18 protein-coding genes and 1 pseudogene are annotated in these 18961 nt (G+C 64.5%); 14 read left to right on the forward strand and 5 right to left on the reverse strand.

The genetic code is table 11. The annotated features are described in order from the left end of the window. Nucleotides 1–70: 70 nt before the first annotated feature. Nucleotides 71–1771: an electron transfer flavoprotein-ubiquinone oxidoreductase gene (locus ACSQ22_RS09495; RefSeq protein ID WP_436130145.1), complete on the reverse strand. Its 1701-nt coding sequence runs from the start codon at nucleotides 1769–1771 to the stop codon at nucleotides 71–73. A 139-nt stretch (nucleotides 1772–1910) separates the two neighbouring features. On the opposite strand from ACSQ22_RS09495, the gene ACSQ22_RS09500 reads away from it, so the two are divergent. Both ACSQ22_RS09500 and ACSQ22_RS09505 read left to right on the forward strand, forming a co-directional pair. Beyond that, nucleotides 1911–2693: an SDR family oxidoreductase gene (locus ACSQ22_RS09500; RefSeq protein WP_436130146.1), complete on the forward strand. Its 783-nt coding sequence runs from the start codon at nucleotides 1911–1913 to the stop codon at nucleotides 2691–2693. 20 nt (nucleotides 2694–2713) lie between these two features. Beyond that, nucleotides 2714–3145, forward strand: a complete 432-nt coding sequence (locus ACSQ22_RS09505) for an acyl-CoA thioesterase (RefSeq protein WP_431152866.1) — start codon at nucleotides 2714–2716, stop codon at nucleotides 3143–3145. A gap of 73 nt (nucleotides 3146–3218) precedes the next feature. On the opposite strand, the gene ACSQ22_RS09510 is transcribed toward ACSQ22_RS09505, so the two are convergent. Then, nucleotides 3219–3791, reverse strand: a complete 573-nt coding sequence (locus tag ACSQ22_RS09510; protein WP_055402394.1) for a peroxidase-related enzyme — start codon at nucleotides 3789–3791, stop codon at nucleotides 3219–3221. 45 nt (nucleotides 3792–3836) lie between these two features. Further along, a complete protein-coding gene (locus ACSQ22_RS09515) occupies nucleotides 3837–4640 on the reverse strand; it encodes an IclR family transcriptional regulator (RefSeq protein ID WP_370108519.1) in 804 nt (267 codons plus the stop codon). Nucleotides 4641–4786: 146 nt separating this feature from the next. On the opposite strand from ACSQ22_RS09515, the gene ACSQ22_RS09520 reads away from it, so the two are divergent. The 8 genes and pseudogenes from ACSQ22_RS09520 to ACSQ22_RS09555 all read left to right on the forward strand — a co-directional run bounded on the left by ACSQ22_RS09520 (nucleotide 4787) and on the right by ACSQ22_RS09555 (nucleotide 12591). After that, nucleotides 4787–5782 (forward strand): tripartite tricarboxylate transporter substrate binding protein, encoded by a 996-nt coding sequence (locus tag ACSQ22_RS09520; protein ID WP_121422712.1) that lies wholly within the window; start codon nucleotides 4787–4789, stop codon nucleotides 5780–5782. A 195-nt stretch (nucleotides 5783–5977) separates the two neighbouring features. After that, the gene (locus tag ACSQ22_RS09525; RefSeq protein WP_228895083.1) at nucleotides 5978–6664 is read left to right on the forward strand and encodes an RraA family protein; all 687 of its coding nucleotides are present in this window, start codon (nucleotides 5978–5980) and stop codon (nucleotides 6662–6664) included. Then, a complete protein-coding gene (locus ACSQ22_RS09530; RefSeq protein WP_436130147.1) occupies nucleotides 6661–7590 on the forward strand; it encodes an NAD(P)-dependent oxidoreductase in 930 nt (309 codons plus the stop codon). Before ACSQ22_RS09525 ends, ACSQ22_RS09530 begins: the two co-directional genes overlap by 4 nt. 145 nt (nucleotides 7591–7735) lie before the next feature. Next, nucleotides 7736–8695, forward strand: coding sequence for a tripartite tricarboxylate transporter substrate binding protein (locus tag ACSQ22_RS09535; RefSeq protein ID WP_436130148.1), 960 nt, complete (start codon nucleotides 7736–7738; stop codon nucleotides 8693–8695). A 13-nt stretch (nucleotides 8696–8708) separates the two neighbouring features. Continuing rightward, nucleotides 8709–9708: pseudogene (locus ACSQ22_RS09540) on the forward strand (tripartite tricarboxylate transporter substrate binding protein). A 17-nt stretch (nucleotides 9709–9725) separates the two neighbouring features. After that, on the forward strand, nucleotides 9726–10697 hold the full coding sequence (locus tag ACSQ22_RS09545; protein WP_436130149.1) for a Bug family tripartite tricarboxylate transporter substrate binding protein: 972 nt from the start codon (nucleotides 9726–9728) through the stop codon (nucleotides 10695–10697). After that, nucleotides 10694–11578, forward strand: a complete 885-nt coding sequence (locus tag ACSQ22_RS09550) for an amidohydrolase family protein (protein ID WP_436130150.1) — start codon at nucleotides 10694–10696, stop codon at nucleotides 11576–11578. Before ACSQ22_RS09545 ends, ACSQ22_RS09550 begins: the two co-directional genes overlap by 4 nt. Nucleotides 11579–11595: 17 nt before the next feature. Next, a complete protein-coding gene (locus tag ACSQ22_RS09555) occupies nucleotides 11596–12591 on the forward strand; it encodes an SMP-30/gluconolactonase/LRE family protein (RefSeq protein ID WP_436130151.1) in 996 nt (331 codons plus the stop codon). On the opposite strand, the gene ACSQ22_RS09560 is transcribed toward ACSQ22_RS09555, so the two are convergent. Continuing rightward, nucleotides 12555–13679 (reverse strand): NADH:flavin oxidoreductase/NADH oxidase, encoded by a 1125-nt coding sequence (locus ACSQ22_RS09560; protein WP_436130152.1) that lies wholly within the window; start codon nucleotides 13677–13679, stop codon nucleotides 12555–12557. The two genes, ACSQ22_RS09555 and ACSQ22_RS09560, sit on opposite strands and share 37 nt — an antisense overlap. 139 nt (nucleotides 13680–13818) lie before the next feature. Between ACSQ22_RS09560 and ACSQ22_RS09565 the strand changes: the two genes are divergently transcribed. From ACSQ22_RS09565 to ACSQ22_RS09575, 3 genes are all read left to right on the forward strand, one after another. Beyond that, complete coding sequence (locus ACSQ22_RS09565) at nucleotides 13819–14769, forward strand: LysR family transcriptional regulator (protein ID WP_436130153.1); 951 nt, start codon at nucleotides 13819–13821, stop codon at nucleotides 14767–14769. Between the two features lie 80 nt (nucleotides 14770–14849). Next, a complete protein-coding gene (gene katG / locus ACSQ22_RS09570) occupies nucleotides 14850–17045 on the forward strand; it encodes a catalase/peroxidase HPI (RefSeq protein WP_436130154.1) in 2196 nt (731 codons plus the stop codon). Nucleotides 17046–17170: 125 nt separating this feature from the next. Continuing rightward, nucleotides 17171–17560 carry a carboxymuconolactone decarboxylase family protein gene (locus ACSQ22_RS09575; RefSeq protein WP_176885831.1) on the forward strand — a complete coding sequence of 130 codons (390 nt, stop codon included), beginning with the start codon at nucleotides 17171–17173 and terminating at the stop codon, nucleotides 17558–17560. 3 nt (nucleotides 17561–17563) lie between these two features. Here ACSQ22_RS09575 and ACSQ22_RS09580 read toward each other — a convergent pair whose 3' ends face one another. After that, on the reverse strand, nucleotides 17564–18106 hold the full coding sequence (locus ACSQ22_RS09580) for a PAS and helix-turn-helix domain-containing protein (protein WP_055402413.1): 543 nt from the start codon (nucleotides 18104–18106) through the stop codon (nucleotides 17564–17566). Nucleotides 18107–18195: 89 nt separating this feature from the next. Here ACSQ22_RS09580 and ACSQ22_RS09585 point away from each other — a divergent pair, with 89 nt between their 5' ends. Next, on the forward strand, nucleotides 18196–18903 hold the full coding sequence (locus tag ACSQ22_RS09585; protein ID WP_055402415.1) for a CoA transferase subunit A: 708 nt from the start codon (nucleotides 18196–18198) through the stop codon (nucleotides 18901–18903). Nucleotides 18904–18961 lie beyond the last annotated feature (58 nt).

The raw sequence follows: 18961 nt of genomic DNA on the forward strand, positions 1-18961 counted from the left end.
GAGACATCAATAAAAAAGGACCTGCAGCGCAGGCCCTTTAAGCACTAGGTGCTATGAATTCTGATGGTGCTCACATGCCGGCATAGTTCGGACCGCCGCCGCCTTCCGGCGTGACCCACACGATGTTCTGCGTGGGGTCCTTGATGTCGCAGGTCTTGCAGTGCACGCAATTTTGCGCATTGATCTGCAGGCGCTGGGCATCACCGCCTTTGGTGGTGTCGGGCACAAACTCGTAAACACCCGCCGGGCAGTAGCGTGCCTCGGGGCCTGCGTATTTGGCCAGGTTGATGTTGACCGGCACGCTCGCGTCCTTGAGCGTGAGGTGGGCGGGCTGGTTCTCTTCGTGGTTGGTGTTGCTGATGAACACGCTGGAGAGGCGGTCGAACGTGAGCTTGCCATCGGGCTTGGGGTAGACGATGGGTTTGCACTCGGCCGCAGGCTTGAGGTACGCGTGGTCGGGCTTGTCGCGGTGCAACGTCCAGGGGATGTGGCCGCGCAGCACAAATTGTTCGAAACCGTTCATCAGCGTGGCCGTGGTCAGGCCGTACTTGAACCAGTTCTTGAAGTTGCGGTCCTTGTTCAGCTCGGTGTGCAGCCAGCTCTTTTCAAAGGCTTCGGGGTAGGCTGTCAGCTCGTCGTGCTGGCGGCCTGCCACCACGGCGTCGTAGGCGGCTTCAGCGGCCAGCATGCCGGTCTTGATGGCGGCGTGGCTGCCCTTGATGCGGCCCACGTTCAGGTAGCCCGCATTGCAGCCCACCAGTGCGCCACCCGGGAACACGGTCTTGGGCAGGGCGTTGATGCCGCTGGCGTTGATGGCACGCGCGCCATACGACAGTCGCTTGGCCGTGACTTCGCCCTTTTCGTTTTCGAAGTAGTAGCGGACGTTCGGGTGCGTCTTCCAGCGCTGGAATTCTTCGAAGGGGCTGAGGTAGGGGTTCTGGTAGCCCAGGCCGGTCACAAAGCCCACGGCCACCTTGTTGCCCTCCAGGTGGTACAGGAAGGCGCCGCCGTAGGTGTCGTTCTCCATGGGCCAGCCAGCGGTGTGCATCACAAAGCCGGGCTGGTGCTTCTTGGGGTCGATTTCCCAGAGTTCCTTCACGCCAATGCCAAAGCTCTGCGGGTCGCGGTCCTTGTCGAGGTGGAACTTGGCAATCAGCTGCTTGCCCAGGTGGCCGCGTGCGCCTTCGGCAAACACGGTGTATTTACCCAGCAGCTCCATACCGAGCTGGAAGTTTTCGGTGGGCTCGCCGTCCTTGCCGATGCCCAGATTGCCCGTGGCCACACCCTTGACGGAGCCGTTATCGTTGTAGAGGACCTCTGCGGCGGTAAAGCCGGGGAAGATTTCCACGCCCAGGGCCTCTGCCTGCTCGCCCAGCCACTTGGTCAGGTTGCCCAGGCTGATGATGTAGTTGCCATGGTTCTGCGCAAACGGTGGCAGGAACATGTTGGGCACGCGAAAGCCCGATTTTTCAGACAGGAAGATGTAGGCGTCGTCGGTGACGGGCTGGTTGAGCGGGGCGCCGCGCTTTTTCCAGTCGGGGATCAGCTCGGTGAGGGCCTTGGGGTCCATGATGGCGCCCGACAGGATGTGCGCACCGGGTTCGGAGCCTTTTTCCAGCACCACCACCGAGACGTCCTGGCCTTTTTCGGCCGCCAGTTGCTTCAGGCGGATCGCAGTGGCAAGGCCGCCAGGGCCGCCGCCAACGACCACCACGTCGTATTCCATGGATTCGCGGGGGCCGTATTGGGCGAGGATTTCTTCGTTGGTCATGGGCTTCTCGTCGGGCGTTTGATAATGGATTATTTTCTACAGAGCGCCGACCGCGCTCTGTCTGTCTGGCGACTGATTGTATTCACGGAATATAGACAATCGAACGACCGTTCTATTTTGATCAGTAGGGAGACTCTAAATGGCATACAGCATCGACTTGTCCGGCCGCGTGGCCTTCATCACGGGCGCCTCCAGCGGGCTGGGCGCGCAGTTTGCCCGCACCCTGGCCCGCGCTGGCGCAGGCGTCGTGCTGGCCAGCCGCCGGGTGGAAAAACTCAAGGAGCTGCGCGCGCGCATCGAAGGCGAGGGCGGTGACGCCCATGTGATCGAGCTGGACGTGACCGACCACGACTCCATCAAGTCCGCCGTGGCACATGCCGAGACCGAAATGGGCTCCATCGACATTCTGGTGAACAACTCCGGCGTGAGCACCACGCAGCGCATCCAGGACGTGACGCCCGAGGACTATGACTTCATCTTCGACACCAATGTGAAGGGCGCCTTCTTTGTGGCGCAAGAGGTGGGCAGGCGCATGCTGGCCCGCTCCCGCGGTGCAGCGCCGGGCAGCTTCACCGGCGGTCGCATCATCAATATCGCTTCGATGGCGGGCCTGAAGGTGCTGCCGCAGATCGGCGCCTATTGCATGAGCAAGGCAGCTGTGGTGCAGATGACCCGGGCGATGGCCCTGGAGTGGGGCCGGTTCGGCATCAACGTGAATGCGATCTGCCCCGGCTACATCGACACGGAAATCAACCACCACCACTGGCAGACCGAGCAGGGCAAGAAGCTCATGGACATGCTGCCGCGCAAGCGCGTGGGCCAGCCGCAGGACCTGGATGCGCTGCTGGTGATGCTGGCCAGTGACCAGAGCCATTTTGTGAATGGCGCGGTGATCGCAGCCGACGACGGCTTCGCGGTCTGATCCCTGGGGCACGAGCGGGTATGAAGATCGAAATCCCTGAGGTCAAGAAGCTGGTCTTTGAGATGCGGTTCCCGGTGCGCTGGGGCGACATGGATGCGATGGGCCATGTCAACAACACCGTGTACTTCCGCTACCTGGAAACCGCGCGCATCGAGTGGATGGTGTCGGTGGGCTGCAACCCCGACCCGCGCGGACAGGGGCCTGTCATCGTCAATGCGTTCTGCAATTTCTACAAGCAGCTCGAATACCCGGCCGACGTGTTGCTCAAGCTCTACGTGAGCGACCCGGGCCGCACCACGTTTGAGACCTGGGGCACGATGGAGCGCGTGGACCAGCCCGGCGTGATTTGCGCGGCAGGTGGCGCCACCACCATCTGGGTGGACTTCCCGCAGCAGAAGGCAGCGCCCTTGCCGGACTGGATGCGGGCGCTGGTCTCTGCGGATAGAATTTGAATGAAATTGGGCTCTAGCGCTTATTGGATAAGCGCTATTGGCTATTAGATTGATAGTAAATGCGCCAGGGCACTTACTTCTGCTTGGGCACCCGTCCCATCAAGTAAAACTCTGGGTTGGGCTGCATGCCCGCAAAGCTGGCCATGCGGTTGCTCAGGCCAAAGAATGCAGTGATGGCCGCGATGTCCCAGATGTCCTCGTCGTCAAAGCCGTGGGCGTGCAGCGCAGCGAAGTCGGCGTCCTCGATCTCGTGCGAGCGCTGGCAGACCTTCATCGCAAAGTCGAGCATCGCGCGTTCGCGTGGGCTGATGTCGGCCTTGCGGTAGTTCACGGCCACCTGGTCGGCGATGAGGGGTTTCTTTTCATAGATGCGCAGGATCGCGCCGTGCGCCACCACGCAATACAGGCACTGGTTGGCCGCGCTGGTGGTAGTGACGATCATCTCGCGCTCGCCCTTGGTCAGGCTGCCTTCTTCTTTCAGCATGAGTGCATCGTGGTAGGCAAAGAACGCTCGCCACTCGGCCGGGCGGCGCGCAAATGCCAGGAACACGTTGGGGATGAAGCCCGCCTTCTCCTGCACTTCCACGATGCGTGCGCGGATGTCTTCGGGCAGGGTGTTCAGGTCGGGAAAAGGGTAGCGGCTCACGGCGGTCTCCTGTGGTTTTTGTGAGTTGAGGTTGCGGGGCAAGTATCACGGATGCCACTGGGTGGCTCGTACAGGGCTTTGTGCGGGCGCGGCCGAATTGCCCGCCAGCGCATACGACAACTGGGTGGCCGCAGCCATCACTGTCTGCGCCAGCGCTTCGAGCTTTTCGGCGGGCAGGCGCGATGCCGGGCCCGAAATGCACACCGAGCCCATCAGCCGCCAGTGCATGCCAAACACCGGCGCCGACACCGTGGCCACGCCCTGTTCGCGCTCGCCAATCGACCAGTGGTAGCCCTTCTTGCGGATCTCTTCATAGGCCTTGCCCGGCTCGCCCGAAAACGCCAGGATCACACGGCCCGGCGATCCTTTGTCCAGCGGCAGGCCTTCGCCCATGCGTGCGTGGTGGCGCAGCGCCTGCGGGCCTTCCACACGCACGAGGCAGGTCCGCACATTGCCTTCGCGCACATAAAACGCGGCGCTTTCGCCCGTGGCAAGAGTCAGCTCGCGCAGCGCGGGCTCCAGCACGTTCTGCACGTCAAAACCGGCCTGGTAGCGCGCCCCCAGCCAGCCTGCGGCCGGGCCCAGGCGCCAGTCGCCGTCCTCGCGCTGCACCATGAAGCCCGACTGCGCCAGCGTGCGCGCCAGGCGCAGCACGGTGGTCTTGTGCAGGCCGCAGCGGCGGCTCAGCTCGGCCAGGGGCAGGCTGGATTCGCCCAGTGCAAAGGCTTCCAGCACCTGCAGGGCACGTGTGACGGCGATGACACCACCACCGGGTTCTGCATCTGCCGGAGCCATGGGACGGGGCGCGGGGGCGAGGGGTTGGGAGGGCTTGGCGGGGTGGTTGCTCATGGGGCAATTCGTTTCATGGTACGCAACTGCATTGTATGGGTTGAAACGTCTGCGTACAGTCGCACCCACGGCGCCGGACCAGAACACGTATCACAACAAAGGCCCTGCAGACCGGCGTGACGAACCACCACAACGGAGACAAATTCATGACCGCCTTCACTTCGCTTTCGCGCTCCCTGTGCGCTGCCTTCCTGGGCTTTGCGGCCGCAGCCGCACCCACCGGGGCCGCTCTGGCGCAGGCCGCTTACCCCAGCAAACCCATCCGCCTGATCGTGCCGTTCCCTCCCGGCGGAGGCACCGACATGATTGCCCGCACGGTGGCGCAAAAGCTCACGGACCAGAACAAGTGGAACGTCATCGTGGACAACCGCCCCGGCGCGGGCGGCAACCTGGGGGTGGATGCCGCCGCCAAGTCACCCGCCGACGGCTACACGCTCGTCATTGGCCAGACCAGCAACCTGGCCATCAACCCCACGCTGTACCCCAAGCTGCCGTACGACCCGCTCAAGGACCTTGTGCCCGTGGCGCTCGTCTCGTCCTCGCCCATCGTCATGGCTGCGCCCATCAACTCACCCTTCAAGAGCTACGCTGATGTGGTGGCGGCCGCCAAGGGCAAGCCCGATGCGCTCACGCTGGGCTATTCGGGCAACGGCACCGTGGCCCACCTGGCCGGGGAGCTGGCCGAAAACGCCGCCGACATCAAGCTGCGCCACATCCCCTACAAGGGCGCGGCCCAGGCCATGACGGACCTGGTGGGCGGGCAGATCGACCTGTACATGTCGTCGGTGCCCACGCTGCTGGGCCAGGTGCGCAACGGCAAGCTCAAGGTGATTGCCATCACCTCGGCCAAGCGCTCGCCGCAACTGCCGGATGTGCCCACGCTGGCCGAGTCGGGCTACAAGGGCTTTGAGGCCGTGACCTGGTTCGGCATCCTGGCCCCTGCCGGTACGCCCACACCCATCCTGGCGCAGCTCAACAAGGCCATCAACGCGGCCCTGCAGCAGCCCGATGTGGCCGACAAGCTGCGCTCCGAAGGCGGCGATGTGCTGGGCGGCACCGCCGAGCAGTTCAGCGCGCTGCTCAAAGCCGAAGTGCCGCGCTGGGCCAAGATCGTCAAGGACTCCGGCGCCAGCCTGGACTGACGGGCTCACGCTGGGGGGGCGGTTTGTCCCGCGTATCTGCCCGCCCCACTTCTTCACCTTCGCATTTCGTCTGCACTTCGCCAGCCGCTGAGTCCGGGGCTGGTTGCGCTGCGGCATGGGCGCCTTGCACGCGCATCCCAGTCAGCCGCGCCCATTCGCTCCCCAGCATCTCCGCGTTCTTTCCAAGGATTCCCCATGAGCCAACTCCCTGAAATCATCCGCACCATCGACCGCGTGAGCGCCGACGTAGTGCAAAAAGCCGCCACCTACCAGGCCGCCATCCTGGCCGACGTGGCAGGCCGCCGCGGCACCATGCACGGCCGTGTGGCCCCTGTGCACCAGAACATGAAGGTGGCGGGCCCTGCCTTCACCGTCGAAGTGCGCCCCGGCGACAACCTCATGATCCACGCCGCCATTGCCCTGGCTCAGCCGGGCGATGTGCTGGTGATCGACGGCAAGGGCGACCAGACGGCGGCCCTGATGGGCACGCTGATGCTCAGCGCCTGCAAGAAGCGCGGCCTGGCCGGCGTGATCGTGGACGCCGCCATCCGAGACAAGCTGGAGATCCTGGAGCTGGACTTCCCCGTGTTCAGCGCGGGCTTCAACCCCGCTGGGCCCACCAAGTACGTGCCCGGCCGCATCAACCACCCCATCTGCGCCGGTGGTGCCGTGGTGAACGCGGGTGACCTGGTCGTGGGCGATGCTGATGGCGTGGTGGTGATCGAGCGCGAAAAAGCCCCCGCCATGCTGGCCCTGGCCGACAAGAAGGTGGCGGACGAAGCCGCTCGCATCGAAGCCATTGCACGCGGCGACACCGCATCGAAATGGCTGCCTGCCGCGCTGCGCGCTGCGGGCGTGCTGAAGGAAGGGGAATCGCTGTGAGCCAAACCATCATCGTCACCGGCGCCGATCTGGCGCAGCAAGCCCTGGACCTGCTCACGGGCTACGACATCGTCTACGCAGGCAAGACGCCTACCGAAGAAGACATGGTGGCCCTGTGCGGTGCGCACAACCCCGTGGCCATCATCGTGCGCTACGGCAAGGTGGGCGCTGCGGTGATGGACGCGGCCCCGGCGCTCAAGGTCATCTCCAAGCACGGCAGTGGCACCGACACCATCGACAAGGTGGCGGCCAAGGCCCGGGGCATTGAGGTGGTGGCCGCCGTAGGCGCCAACGCTGCGGCCGTGGCCGAGCAGGCGCTGGCGCTGCTGCTGGCCTGCGCCAAATCGGTGGTGCAGCTCGACGCGCGCATGCACGCGGGCCACTGGGACAAAGCCACGCACAAAAGCCTGGAGCTGGGTGGCCGCACCGTGGGCCTGGTGGGCCTGGGTGCCATCGGCCTGCGGTTTGCCAAGATGGCCGACGCCCTGGGCATGCGAGTGATCGGCTTTGACCCGTTTGCGAAGAACCTGCCGGACTATGTGCAGAGTGTGTGCCTGGAGACGATCTGGCGCGAAGCCGATGCCGTGTCTCTGCACTGCCCGCTGACTGACGAGAACCGGGGCATGCTGAACGCCACCACGCTGGCGCAGTGCAAGCGCGGCGTGATCGTGGTGAACACGGCGCGTGGCGGCCTGATCGACGAGGCCGCGCTGCTGGCGGCCGTGCGTTCGGGCCAGGTGATGGCGGCAGGGCTGGACAGTTTTGCGGTCGAGCCGATGACGGCGGGCCATCCCTTCCAGGGCGAGAAGCACTTCATCCTCAGCCCCCACATCGGCGGTGTGACGAGCGACGCCTACGTGAACATGGGCGTGGGTGCCGCGAAGAACCTGCTGGCCGTGCTGGCGCGCAGTGCCGGGGCTGCTTGAGCACCTGTTTCGTTCACAACAACAAAGGGGCCCGTGCCGCGCAGGCTGGAGCGCTGAGCGACACCGGCCCCCGGAGACAAAAAACATGCAACAAAACTTTAAGAAAAATCTGCCACTAGCGCTCGTGAATAAAGCTCTGGCAGCTATGGTTTTGGTAGTAACCGCGACTGCAGGCACGCTGGGCGCAACGCCTGCGCAGGCCCAGGGCACCTGGCCGGACAAGCCTCTCAAGCTAGTGGTGCCATACCCGGCCGGCGGCAATGCGGACAACACCGCGCGCCTGCTGGCCACGCAACTGGGCCAACGCCTGGGCCAGCAGGTGGTGGTGGACAACCGCCCTGGCGGTAGCGGCACCATTGGCGCGGCGGCGGTGGCCAAGGCACCGGCCGATGGCTACACGCTGCTGCTCGACGCCACGGCCTTCACCGTCAACCCCAGCCTGTTCCCCAAGCTGCCGTTCGATGCGGCCAAGGACTTTGCGCCCATCTCGCTGGTGCTGCAGGTGCCGCTGCTCATGGTGGTGCCCGCCAACTCGCCCTTCCAGTCGGTGGCTGATGTGGCCAAGGCCGCCAAGGCGCGGCCGGGCCACCTCACCTACGCATCGGCGGGCAACGGCGGCGCACAGCACCTGGCGGGCGAGTTGTTCAAGCAGGGACAGAAAGTGGCCATTACCCACATCCCGTACCGGGGCGGTGCGCCTGCGCTCACCGACCTGATTGGCGGGCAGGTGGATGTGATGTTCAGCGCCGCCACGGCCAGCGGTCCGTTCGTCAAAAGCGGCAAGCTGCGTGCGCTGGCCATCACATCGCCCCGCCGCTCCGATGGCTGGGAGGCGGTGCCGACCGAGGCCGAGTCCGGTGTGCCCGGCTTTCAGGTCAGCGAGTGGAATGGCTTGTTCGCCCCCGCAGGCACGCCGCGCCCCGTGCTGGAGCGGCTGGAGGCCGAAATCCGCGCCATCGTGGCCAGCCCCGAGATGAAGAAGCGCTTTGCCGAACTGGGCGTGCAGGGCGTGGGCTCCAGCGCGCAGGAGTTCAGCAGCTTTTTGAAAGCTGAAACCACGAAGTGGGCCGAGGTGATTCGCACCAGCGGCATCCGCATTGATTGAAAGAGTCTTCGCCATGTTGAAGAAAAATACGCCTCTGGCGCTCGTCCCTCAAGCGCTGGCAGCTATGGTTTTTATAGCGTCTGGTGCGGCCCACGCACAAGCAGGTGCGGCAGGCTACCCCATCAAGCCCGTGAAGCTGGTGGTGGGCTTTGCCGCCGGTGGCCCCACCGACGTGGTGGCGCGTGCGTTTGCCGACCACGCCAGCCGCGCGCTGGGCCAGCCGTTCATCATCGACAACAAGCCCGGCGCGGGCACCATCATTGCTGCCCAGGCCGTGGCCAGCGCCCCGGCCGATGGCTACACGCTGCTGTTCGGCGCCACCAACCACACCATGATTCCGGCGCTGTACCAGGGCCGCGTCAAGTTTGATGCAGTGAAGTCCTTCCGCCCGCTTTGCACGGTGGCCAGCAGCCCCACGGTACTGGTGGTGGCTCCCAGCCTGCCGGTGAAGACCCTGGCCGACTACCAAGCCAAGGCCCGCGCCGAACCCGGCCGCGTGACCGCGGGCACCGCAGGGGTGGGCAGCTCAGGCCACTTCGCCACCGAGATCTTTGCCCGCGCCCAGGGCCTGCAATTCAACCATGTGCCCTACAAGGGCGCCGCGCCCGTGGTGACGGACCTGATGGGGGGGGCAGCTCGACAGCTCCTTCGCGACCCTGGGGTCGGTGCTGCCGCAGATCCATAGCGGCAAGCTGCGTGCGCTGGCCGTGGGCGCGCCCCAGCGCTCGGCGTTGGTGCCCGAGGTACCCACGTTTGCAGAGGCAGGCGGCGGCAACTACGCTGCCGACGTGTGGTACGGCGTGCTGGCCCCTGCGGGCCTGCCCGAGCCCATCGCCCTGGCGCTGGAGCGCACTGCGGCCGACTTTGCCAAGAGTCAGCCGGCTGCCGAGAAAGTGCGCGGCATGGGCATGGAGACTGAATCGGTCTGCGGCAATACCTTTGCCAGCCGCGTGGCCCGCGAAGTGACCACCTATGGCCAGATTGCCAAAGCTCTCGACCTCAAAGCAGATTGAACAATAAGGAGACTCTCATGCAACGCATTCACACCTCACTGGGCGCAGCCCTGGCGCTGACCTTCGCTATGGCCCATGCCATGGCACAGACCGGCTACCCGGACAAAGCTGTCAAGATCGTGGTGCCATATCCTCCAGGCGGCGCGGTAGACCAGGTGACCCGGCGCATTGCCCAAAAACTCACGGAGCAAACCGGCCAGAGCTTTTTTGTCGAAAACAAGGCGGGTGGCACAGGCACCATCGGTGCCAACCAGGTGGCGCGTTCGCCAGGTGATGGCTACACGCTCTTGGCTAATGACACCACGTACTCCATCCTGCCCCAGGTGTTCAAGAAGCTGCCTTGGGACTACGCAAACGACTTGGTGCCTGTGGCCGGTTTCAACTTCGCCCCCACCACCGTGGTGGTAGCCGCCAACTCCCCGTTCAAAACGCTGGGCGACCTGGTGGCAAATTCCCAAGCCAACCCGGGCAAGCTCAACTACGGCACCGGTGGAGCGGGCACCATGCCTCACTTCGCCACAGAAGCATTGCAAGGTGCCAGCGGCCTCAAGGCCACCCACGTGCCCTTCAAAGGCGCTGGAGAAGCCACCTTGGCGTTGCTGGGCGGGACCATCGACTTCCAGATTGCATCGACCCCAGGAGTGATGGGGCAGGTGCGTGGCGGCAAAGTGCGCCTGCTGGCTGTGAGCGGCGAGCAGCGGCTCAAGGCCGTGCCCGATGTGCCCACGTTTGCCCAAGCGGGTGCGCCGGGCTACAAGGTGGTCAATTTCACCGGCCTGTGGGTTCCCAAGGGCACGCCAGAGACGGTACTGGACAAGCTGCGCCAGGAAATCACCAAAGCCATGGCCAGTGCCGATCTTCAGACCTTTGCTACAGACCTCGGCGCCGTGCCCAGCGTGCTCAGTGGAGCTGCCTTTGCGGACAAGCTGAAGGCAGATGCCCAGCTGTGGGAGTCGGTGGCGGTCAAAGTGGGTATTGAGAAGCAATGAATCCGGTGCCCCACTCCGTGGGCCTGAACCGCCCGCAGCGCCGCTTGCCGCCCGGCGCGTGCGACAGCCACATGCACATCTTTGACCCGCGCTTTGTGCCATCGAGCCACTGGCCGCGCACGCCACCGGTGGCGCCCGTGGCCGCGTATCGGCAGCTGCAGGTGCGCCTGGGCACCACCCGCACTGTGGTGGTCACGCCATCCACCTACGGTACCGACAACGCCTGCACGCTGGATGCGCTGGACCAGCTGGGTGACGACGCACGCGGCGTGGCCGTGGTGGACCCCAGCGTGAGCGATGCAGAGCTGGCCCGGCTGGCCGCGCGCCGCGTGTGCGGGCTGCGGGTCAACTTTGTCTCACCCCAATCGTGGGGCACCACCACGGCGCAGATGCTGAGCACGCTGGCGGGCAAGGTTGCACGGCATGCGGACTGCGATGGCTGGCACATCCAGGTGTTCGCGCACCCGGAGCAGATCATGGCGCTGGCGCCTGTGCTGCAGGCGCTGCCGGTGCCGCTGGTCATCGACCACCTGGGGCGCATCGACCTGGCCGAAGGTCCATCGGCCCGAGCCTTTGGCGTGCTGCGCCGCTTGCTGGAAAGCGGCAACACCTGGGTCAAGCTCTCGGGCGCCTACATGCGTTCTGCCGTGCAGGGCCCCAGCTACGCCGACACCCTGCCGCTGGGGCAAGCCCTGGTGCGGGCGGCCCCCAGTCACCTGGTGTGGGGCAGCGACTGGCCCCACACCACCGAGGCGCCGGGCACGGTGAACGATGCCGACCTGGTGGACCTGTTGCGCGCCTGGGCGGGCTCGGATGCGGCGACGGACCGTATCCTGGTGGACAACCCGGCGCGGCTTTATGGTTTCGGCGCCATCTCCTGACAAAGAAAGCCCCTTCCATGTTTCTGCTGCAATCCCCCGAGCTCCGCGAGCTGGCGTTTTTCAGCTCCATGCCCGACACTTTCCGCCGCCCCGAGCGCAGCGCCTGGGCCGATGCCAACCGGGGCGGCACTGTCACCGATTCGTTCCTCGAAGGCCCGGTGTTCGACGGCGTGGGCAACCTGTACGTGACCGACATCCCCTGGGGCCGCATCTTCCGCATCGACCCGCAGGGCGCGTGGACGCTGGTGGCCGAGTACGACGGCGAGCCCAATGGGATGAAGTTCATGGATGCGGGCACGCTGCTCATCACCGACTACAAGAACGGGTTGATGCGGCTCGATATCGCGACCGGCAGGGTCACGCCGTACCTGGAGCGCCGCAACAGCGAACGCTTCAAGGGCGTGAACGATTTGATCTTCGACGCCGACGGCAACCTGTACTTCACCGACCAGGGCCAGAGCGGCCTGCACGACCCGAGCGGGCGCCTGTACCGGCTGCGCCCCAATGGCCAGCTCGACCTGTTGCTGGCCAACGTGCCCAGCCCCAATGGCGTGGCCCTGTCGCCCGACGGCCGCGTGCTGTACTTGGCCGCCACACGTGGCAACTGCGTGTGGCGCGTGCCGCTGCTCCCCGATGGCAGCGTGGCCAAGGTGGGGCAGTTCTTCACGTCGTACGGCCCGAGCGGCCCGGACGGGCTTGCGGTGGATGGGGCGGGGCGCCTGTTGGTGGCCAACCCGGGCCTGGGTTATGTGTGGGTGCTCAACCACCGGGCCGAGCCCGTGCTGGTGCTGCGGGGGCCTGCCGGAGCCTCCACTACCAATCTGGCTTATGGCGGGCAGGGCGGACAAACGGTGTTCGTGACCGATTCGACCCACGGCCACATCCTGCACGCACAGCTGGATGCGCCGGGGCTACCCCTGCACCGCTCGACCCGGACTGAACGTCGGGCCAAAGGGCAAGGGCGTTTTTCAGAGCTTTACTGGGCTGCGGCGACCTTTGCGGCGCCGCGATAGCGCGACAGCCAGTGCGCGTAGGGCGCGGGCAGCGTGTTCCATTCAGGCTTTTGCACGCCCAGCACCTGCGCCAGGTGGTAGGTGTAGTGCGGATTGGACAGGTGGGCGCGGCCGATCATCACCAAATCCATCTGGCCGTCGGCCACTGCACGTTCAGCGATTTTCGGGTCATCGATGCCCCACGACGAGGCCACGGGCAGGTCGGCTTCGCTGCGCACGCGCTGTGCGACCGGGGCCAGGAAGGCGGGGTTTGCCCAGGGAATCTGCGTCTCGGCAATCACGAAGTTCGCGCTGACGTTGACCATATCCAAGCCACGTTCGCGCATCTGGCGCACCAGCTCAATGGACTCGGCCACGGTTTCCTCGTCGCGTCCGTCGTATTCGATGACTCCGAAGCGTGCCGTGAGTGGCAGGTGCGCGGGCCACACCTTGCGCACGGCCTCCACGGTTTCCAGCAGAAAGCGCGCGCGGTTGTCAAAGCTGCCGCCGTACTGGTCGGTGCGCTGGTTGCTGTGGGGCGAGAAGAAGCTCTGCGCCAGGTAGCCGTGGGCAAAGTGCAGTTCCAGCCACTCGAACCCTGCGGCCAGTGCGCGACGTGCGGCGGCCACAAAGTCGGCCTGCACGCGGGCAATGTCTTGCAGTGTCATGGCCTGGGGTACCCGGGGCAGACCGCCGCCGTAAGCAATGGCGGACGGTGCTATCGGCTGCCAGGCACGCGCGTCGTTCTCGGGAATGTGGTCATCGCCTTCCCAGGGGCGTTGGGCGCTGGCCTTGCGGCCTGCGTGGGCGATCTGGATGCCGGGCACGGCGCCAGCGGCCTTGATGCTGGCGGCGATGCGGCCCATGCCTTCGACGTGCTGGTCGTTCCAAAGGCCTGTGCAGGCCGGGGTGATGCGGCCTTCGGGCGATACGCCCGTGGCCTCGACAATCACCAGGCCTGCGCCGCCGCGAGCGAGACCGGCGTAATGCGCCTGGTGCCATTCATTGGTGAAGCCGTCCACCGCGCTGTACTGGCACATCGGCGGGATCGCGATGCGGTTGCGCAGGGTGACGCTTTTGAGCTGGAACGGTGTGAACAGGGCAGACATGCAGCTTGCTTTCTTGTCGGTTAAATAGAAAAGGAATTTCGGGCTGGGGGCGGGGGCAAAGACACCACGGCCACGCACAGTGAAGATGGTGGGTACGATGCAGCCATAAACCAAATCGATAGTTATTATTTCTGAAATCATGGCAATTGATATCAGGGCCATGGACCTGAACCTGCTCAAGGCACTGGATGCCTTGCTCGACGAACGCAGCGTAACCCGCGCCGCCCAGCGCCTGTCGCTCACCCAGCCTGCGGTGAGCGGCATGCTGACCCGGCTGCGCGAAAGCTTCGATGACCCGCTATTCGTGCGTACACAGCGTGGCATCACGCCCACGCTGCGCGCGCAGGAGCTGGCCGCGCCGGTCAAGGAGCTGCTGGGTGGGATCGAGTCGCTGCTGCAACCTCAGGCCTTTGACCCTGCCACGGCGCAGATGACGGTGCAGCTCGCGTCCACCGATTACGCGCTGCAGGCGGTGGTGGTGCCATTCCTGGCCATGCTGCGCCGCCGCGCGCCCGGCGTGCGCGTGGCCGTGGTGCCGGCCCAGCACCTGCCGGTGTACGAGCGGCTGGAGCGGGGCGATATCGATCTGGCCCTGATCAGCCCCGAGAACACGGCGCCCGACCTGTATGCCCGGCACCTGTTTGACGAGCGCTACGTGTGCGTGATGCGCGCCGGGCACCCGGATGCGAAAGGCGGCGCGCTGTCGCTGGACCGCTTCTGCGCGCTGGACCATGCGCTCATCTCGTACACGGGCGGCAGCTTCTGCGGCGTGACGGACGAGGTGCTGGCACGCCTGGGCCGGTCGCGCCGGGTGGTGCTGTCGATCACCAGCTTTCTGGTGCTGCCGGAGATCCTGCGCAATAGCGACCTGATCGCGGTGGTGCCCCAGCGGGTGGTCGCGGATGCACGCGGGCTGGTTGTGCTGGAGCCACCAGTGGCCATACCTGGCTTCGTTAAAACTGCTGCCTGGCATGAACGCACCCACCGCTCCCCGGGGCACCGCTGGGTCCGCTCGGTGCTGTTCGATACGTGCGGGTGCAAGGAGGCCGGTAGTCCGCTGCATTTGCCGAAATTAGAGAAAAACTATTGAATTAATAAAAACTATTGCCTTTTCATAAAGATATGCACTCCATAACATCGGCTGCTCACCAACGCCAACAGGAGTGCCTCATGACACAAGAGACCAACAAGTGCCCGTTTGACCACACCAAGGCTGCCGCGCCCAAGGGCCGTGGCAATGCCGACTGGTGGCCAGACCAGCTCAATATCCGTCCCCTGAACCAGAACTCCCCGCTCACCGATCCCATGGGCGACGGCTTCGATTACGCAAAAGAATTCAAGAGCCTGGACCTTGCTGCCGTAAAGGCCGATCTGCATGCGCTGATGACCGACTCGCAGGATTGGTGGCCCGCAGACTTTGGCCACTACGGGCCATTGTTTGTGCGCATGGCCTGGCACAGCGCCGGAACCTACCGCCTGGCGGACGGACGTGGCGGCGCAGGGGCAGGGCAGCAGCGGTTTGCGCCGCTCAATAGCTGGCCCGACAACGCCAATCTGGACAAGGCACGCCGCCTGCTCTGGCCCATCAAGCAGAAGTACGGCCGCAAGATCTCGTGGGCCGACCTGATGATCTTGACCGGCAACGTGGCACTGGAGTCCATGGGCTTCAAGACCTTCGGCTTTGCCGGTGGCCGCCCCGACGTGTGGGAACCCGATGAAAACGTGTACTGGGGCGCCGAGAACACCTGGCTGGGCGGGGACAAGCGCTACAGCGGTGAGCGTGACTTGGCCAATCCGCTGGCTGCTGTGCAGATGGGCCTGATTTATGTGAACCCCGAAGGCCCCAACGGTAACCCTGACCCCATCGCCGCCGCGCGCGATATCCGCGACACCTTTGCGCGTATGGCCATGGACGATGAAGAAACCGTGGCGCTCATCGCGGGTGGCCATACCTTTGGCAAGACCCATGGCGCGGGCGACGCTGCGCTGGTGGGCAAGGAGCCCGAAGGCGCGGGCATCGAGGAGCAAGGCCTGGGCTGGAAGAGCAGCCATGGTTCTGGCAAGGGCGGCGACACCATCACCAGCGGCCTGGAAGTCACCTGGACCACCACGCCCACGAAGTGGAGCAACAACTTCTTCGAAAACCTGTTCGGCTTTGAGTGGGAGCTGACCAAGAGCCCGGCCGGTGCCCACCAGTGGACGGCCAAGGGTGCCGAGGCCACGATTCCACACGCGCACGATGCGTCGAAGAAGCTGGTACCCACGATGCTCACCACCGACCTGTCGCTGCGGTTTGATCCGGCTTACGAGAAGATCTCGCGCCGCTTCCTGGAGCACCCTGAGCAATTTGCCGACGCATTTGCGCGCGCCTGGTTCAAGCTCACACACCGCGACATGGGGCCGCGTGCACGCTACCTGGGCCCTGAAGTGCCCGCCGAAGTGCTGGTCTGGCAAGACCCTGTTCCTGCAGTGGACCATGCTCTGGTCAACGAACAAGACATCACGGCACTCAAGGCCAAGGTGTTGGCGTCGGGCCTGTCGATCTCTGAGCTGGTATCGACGGCGTGGGCTTCTGCCGCTACTTTCCGGGGTGGCGACAAGCGTGGCGGTGCCAACGGCGCGCGCATTCGCCTTGCTCCGCAGAAGGAGTGGGAAGTGAACCAGCCTGCACAGCTGCCCAAGGTGCTGGGCCAGCTCGAAGCCATCCAGCGCGCGTTCAACGCCGAGCAGACGGGCGGCAAGAAAATCTCGCTGGCCGACCTCATCGTGCTGGCCGGTGGCGCCGCTGTGGAGGCTGCCGCGAAGCGAGGCGGGCAGGACGTGACCGTGCCTTTCACCCCCGGCCGCACCGACGCCTCACAGGAGCAAACCGATGTGCCATCGTTCGAAGTGATGGAGCCCGTGGCCGATGGCTTTCGCAACTACGTGCGCCCCGGGCTGGAGGGCGCTGTGGCCGAACTGCTGATTGACCGCGCGAACCAGCTGACCTTGACTGCGCCAGAGATGACGGTGCTGGTCGGCGGTTTGCGGGTACTGGGTGCCAACATGGGCCAGGCGCCTCACGGAGCTTTTACGCAGCGCCCGGAAACGTTGAGCAATGACTTCTTTGTGAACCTGCTCGACATGCGCACCCAATGGCAGAAGTCAGCGAGCGCAACCGGTGTGCTGGAAGGGGTGGACCGCAGCACAGGCGCCAAGAAATGGACCGGCACCGTGGTCGACCTCGTGTTTGGCTCGAATTCCGTGCTCCGTGCGCTGGCCGAGGTCTATGCCAGCAGCGATGCCCAGGCCGTGTTTGTGCAGGACTTCGCCCGCGCCTGGACCAAGGTGATGAACCTGGATCGCTTTGATCTCGCGGCAGCGTAAACCTGGGGCTTAGCACTTTGACAAAGCCACTTGCCTGGCCCTTCACAGGGTATGGCAGGTGGCTTTGTGTTTTCGTGCAGGCGCTGCGGCTACGATGGCGGCCTCAACTGAACCGGAGAGCCCGCATGACACAACAACTCCCATCCACCAAGGACTTCGACAAAGGTCTGGCCACACGCAAGCAGGTCATGGGCGAGGACTTTGTCGCCAATGCCTTTGGCAATGCCACGGCGTTCACCCAGCCGATCCAGGAGTTCATCACCCGCAATGCCTGGGGCGATGTTTGGCAGCGGCCGGGGCTGGACATGAAGACGCGCAGCTTGATCACGGTGGCGTTTCTTACCGCGCTGGGCAAGCAGCATGAGCTTAAGGGCCACGTGCGCGGCGCGCTCAACAACGGCGCTACAGCGGCAGAGATCCAGGAAGTGTTGCTGCACGCCAGCATCTACTGCGGCCTGCCGACGGCAGTCGAGGCTTTTCGCACAGCTGCTGACGTGATCGACGGCCCTAAGTAGGGCTCAACCAGCGAGCAATTTGTGTACTAGGTCGGCAGCGGTGGATGCGTTGTACTTGCGCATGAGGCGTGCCCGGTAAATCTCCACCGTGCGGTGGCTGATCTCCAGGGCCCGGCCGATCTCCTTGGAAGTCAGTCCCTCCAACAGGCGCGCGGCCACCTCGCGTTCGCGGCCTGTCAACTCGGCCTTCACGGGGCGTTGCGAACTCAGGTCCTCAAAGCTCCAGATGCCTGATTCATGCGGGGCATCTCGGTTGAGCGCACGGCCCGACACATGGCACCAGAAGACCTCGCCGTTGGCACGCTTCATGATGCGGTTGTCGGCATAGTGGCCTTTGGCGTTCAGAATAGGTTCCATGTGCGCGCCAAGGCGCTCGTATTCGTCGGCGCTTGGATAAAGTATCTGGAACGACTGACCGATGAGCACCTCGCGCGAGGCGCCGAACATCTCGCACACATGCCGGTTGCAATCGACCATGGTGCGGTTGCGCGACAGCACCAGGCCCACGGGGGCCATGTCAAAAGCGAGTCGGTAATCAACGTCCATTGGCAACGTCCATAGTGCAAGTCTTTACGGGATACTACTTAATCGGGTACGTAGTATCGTAGCGCATCCAAATTCACAAGGAGATCGTGGTGAACAAGTTATTCCCCTCCGCAGCTGAGGCCCTCAAGGGCGTGGTTGCAGACGGCCAGCTCATGGCTGTGGGTGGTTTCGGTTTGTGTGGCATTCCTGAAGCGCTGATCGACGCCTTGCGCGATTCCGGCGTCAAGAACCTCACCGTGATTTCCAACAACGCAGGTGTCGATGGCTTTGGCCTGGGCAAACTGCTGGAAACCCGCCAGATCAAGAAGATGATTTCGTCCTACGTGGGCGAAAACAAGGAGTTCGAGCGCCAATACCTTGCCGGCGAGCTGGAGCTGGAGTTCACGCCCCAGGGCACGCTGGCCGAGAAGCTGCGTGCAGGCGGCGCGGGCATTCCTGCTTTCTTTACCAAGACCGGTGTGGGCACCATCGTGGCCGAGGGCAAGGAACTGCGCGAGTTCGACGGCGAAACCTATGTGATGGAACGCTCGCTCGTGCCTGAGGTGGCGCTGGTCAAGGCGCACCGCGCCGACAAGTCGGGCAACCTGCAGTTCCGTCTGACGGCCCGTAACTTCAATCCTGCCGCTGCCATGGCCGGCAAGGTCTGCATCGTTGAAGTGGAAGAGGTGGTGGAAACCGGTGCCATGGTGCCGGACCAGATCCATCTGCCCGGCATCTATGTGCACCGCATCGTGCACAACCCGAACCCGGAAAAGCGCATCGAAAAGCGCACCATCACTGAGAAGGCGGGCGTTTAAGCCTGCGTTTATCGAAAAGCAGGCGTGCAAGCCTGCCGTCACCGAACAAGCTGGAGAA

Origin of the sequence: Acidovorax sp. LjRoot38 (assembly GCF_964252975.1) — a bacterium.
GTDB lineage: Bacteria > Pseudomonadota > Gammaproteobacteria > Burkholderiales > Burkholderiaceae_C > Acidovorax > Acidovorax facilis.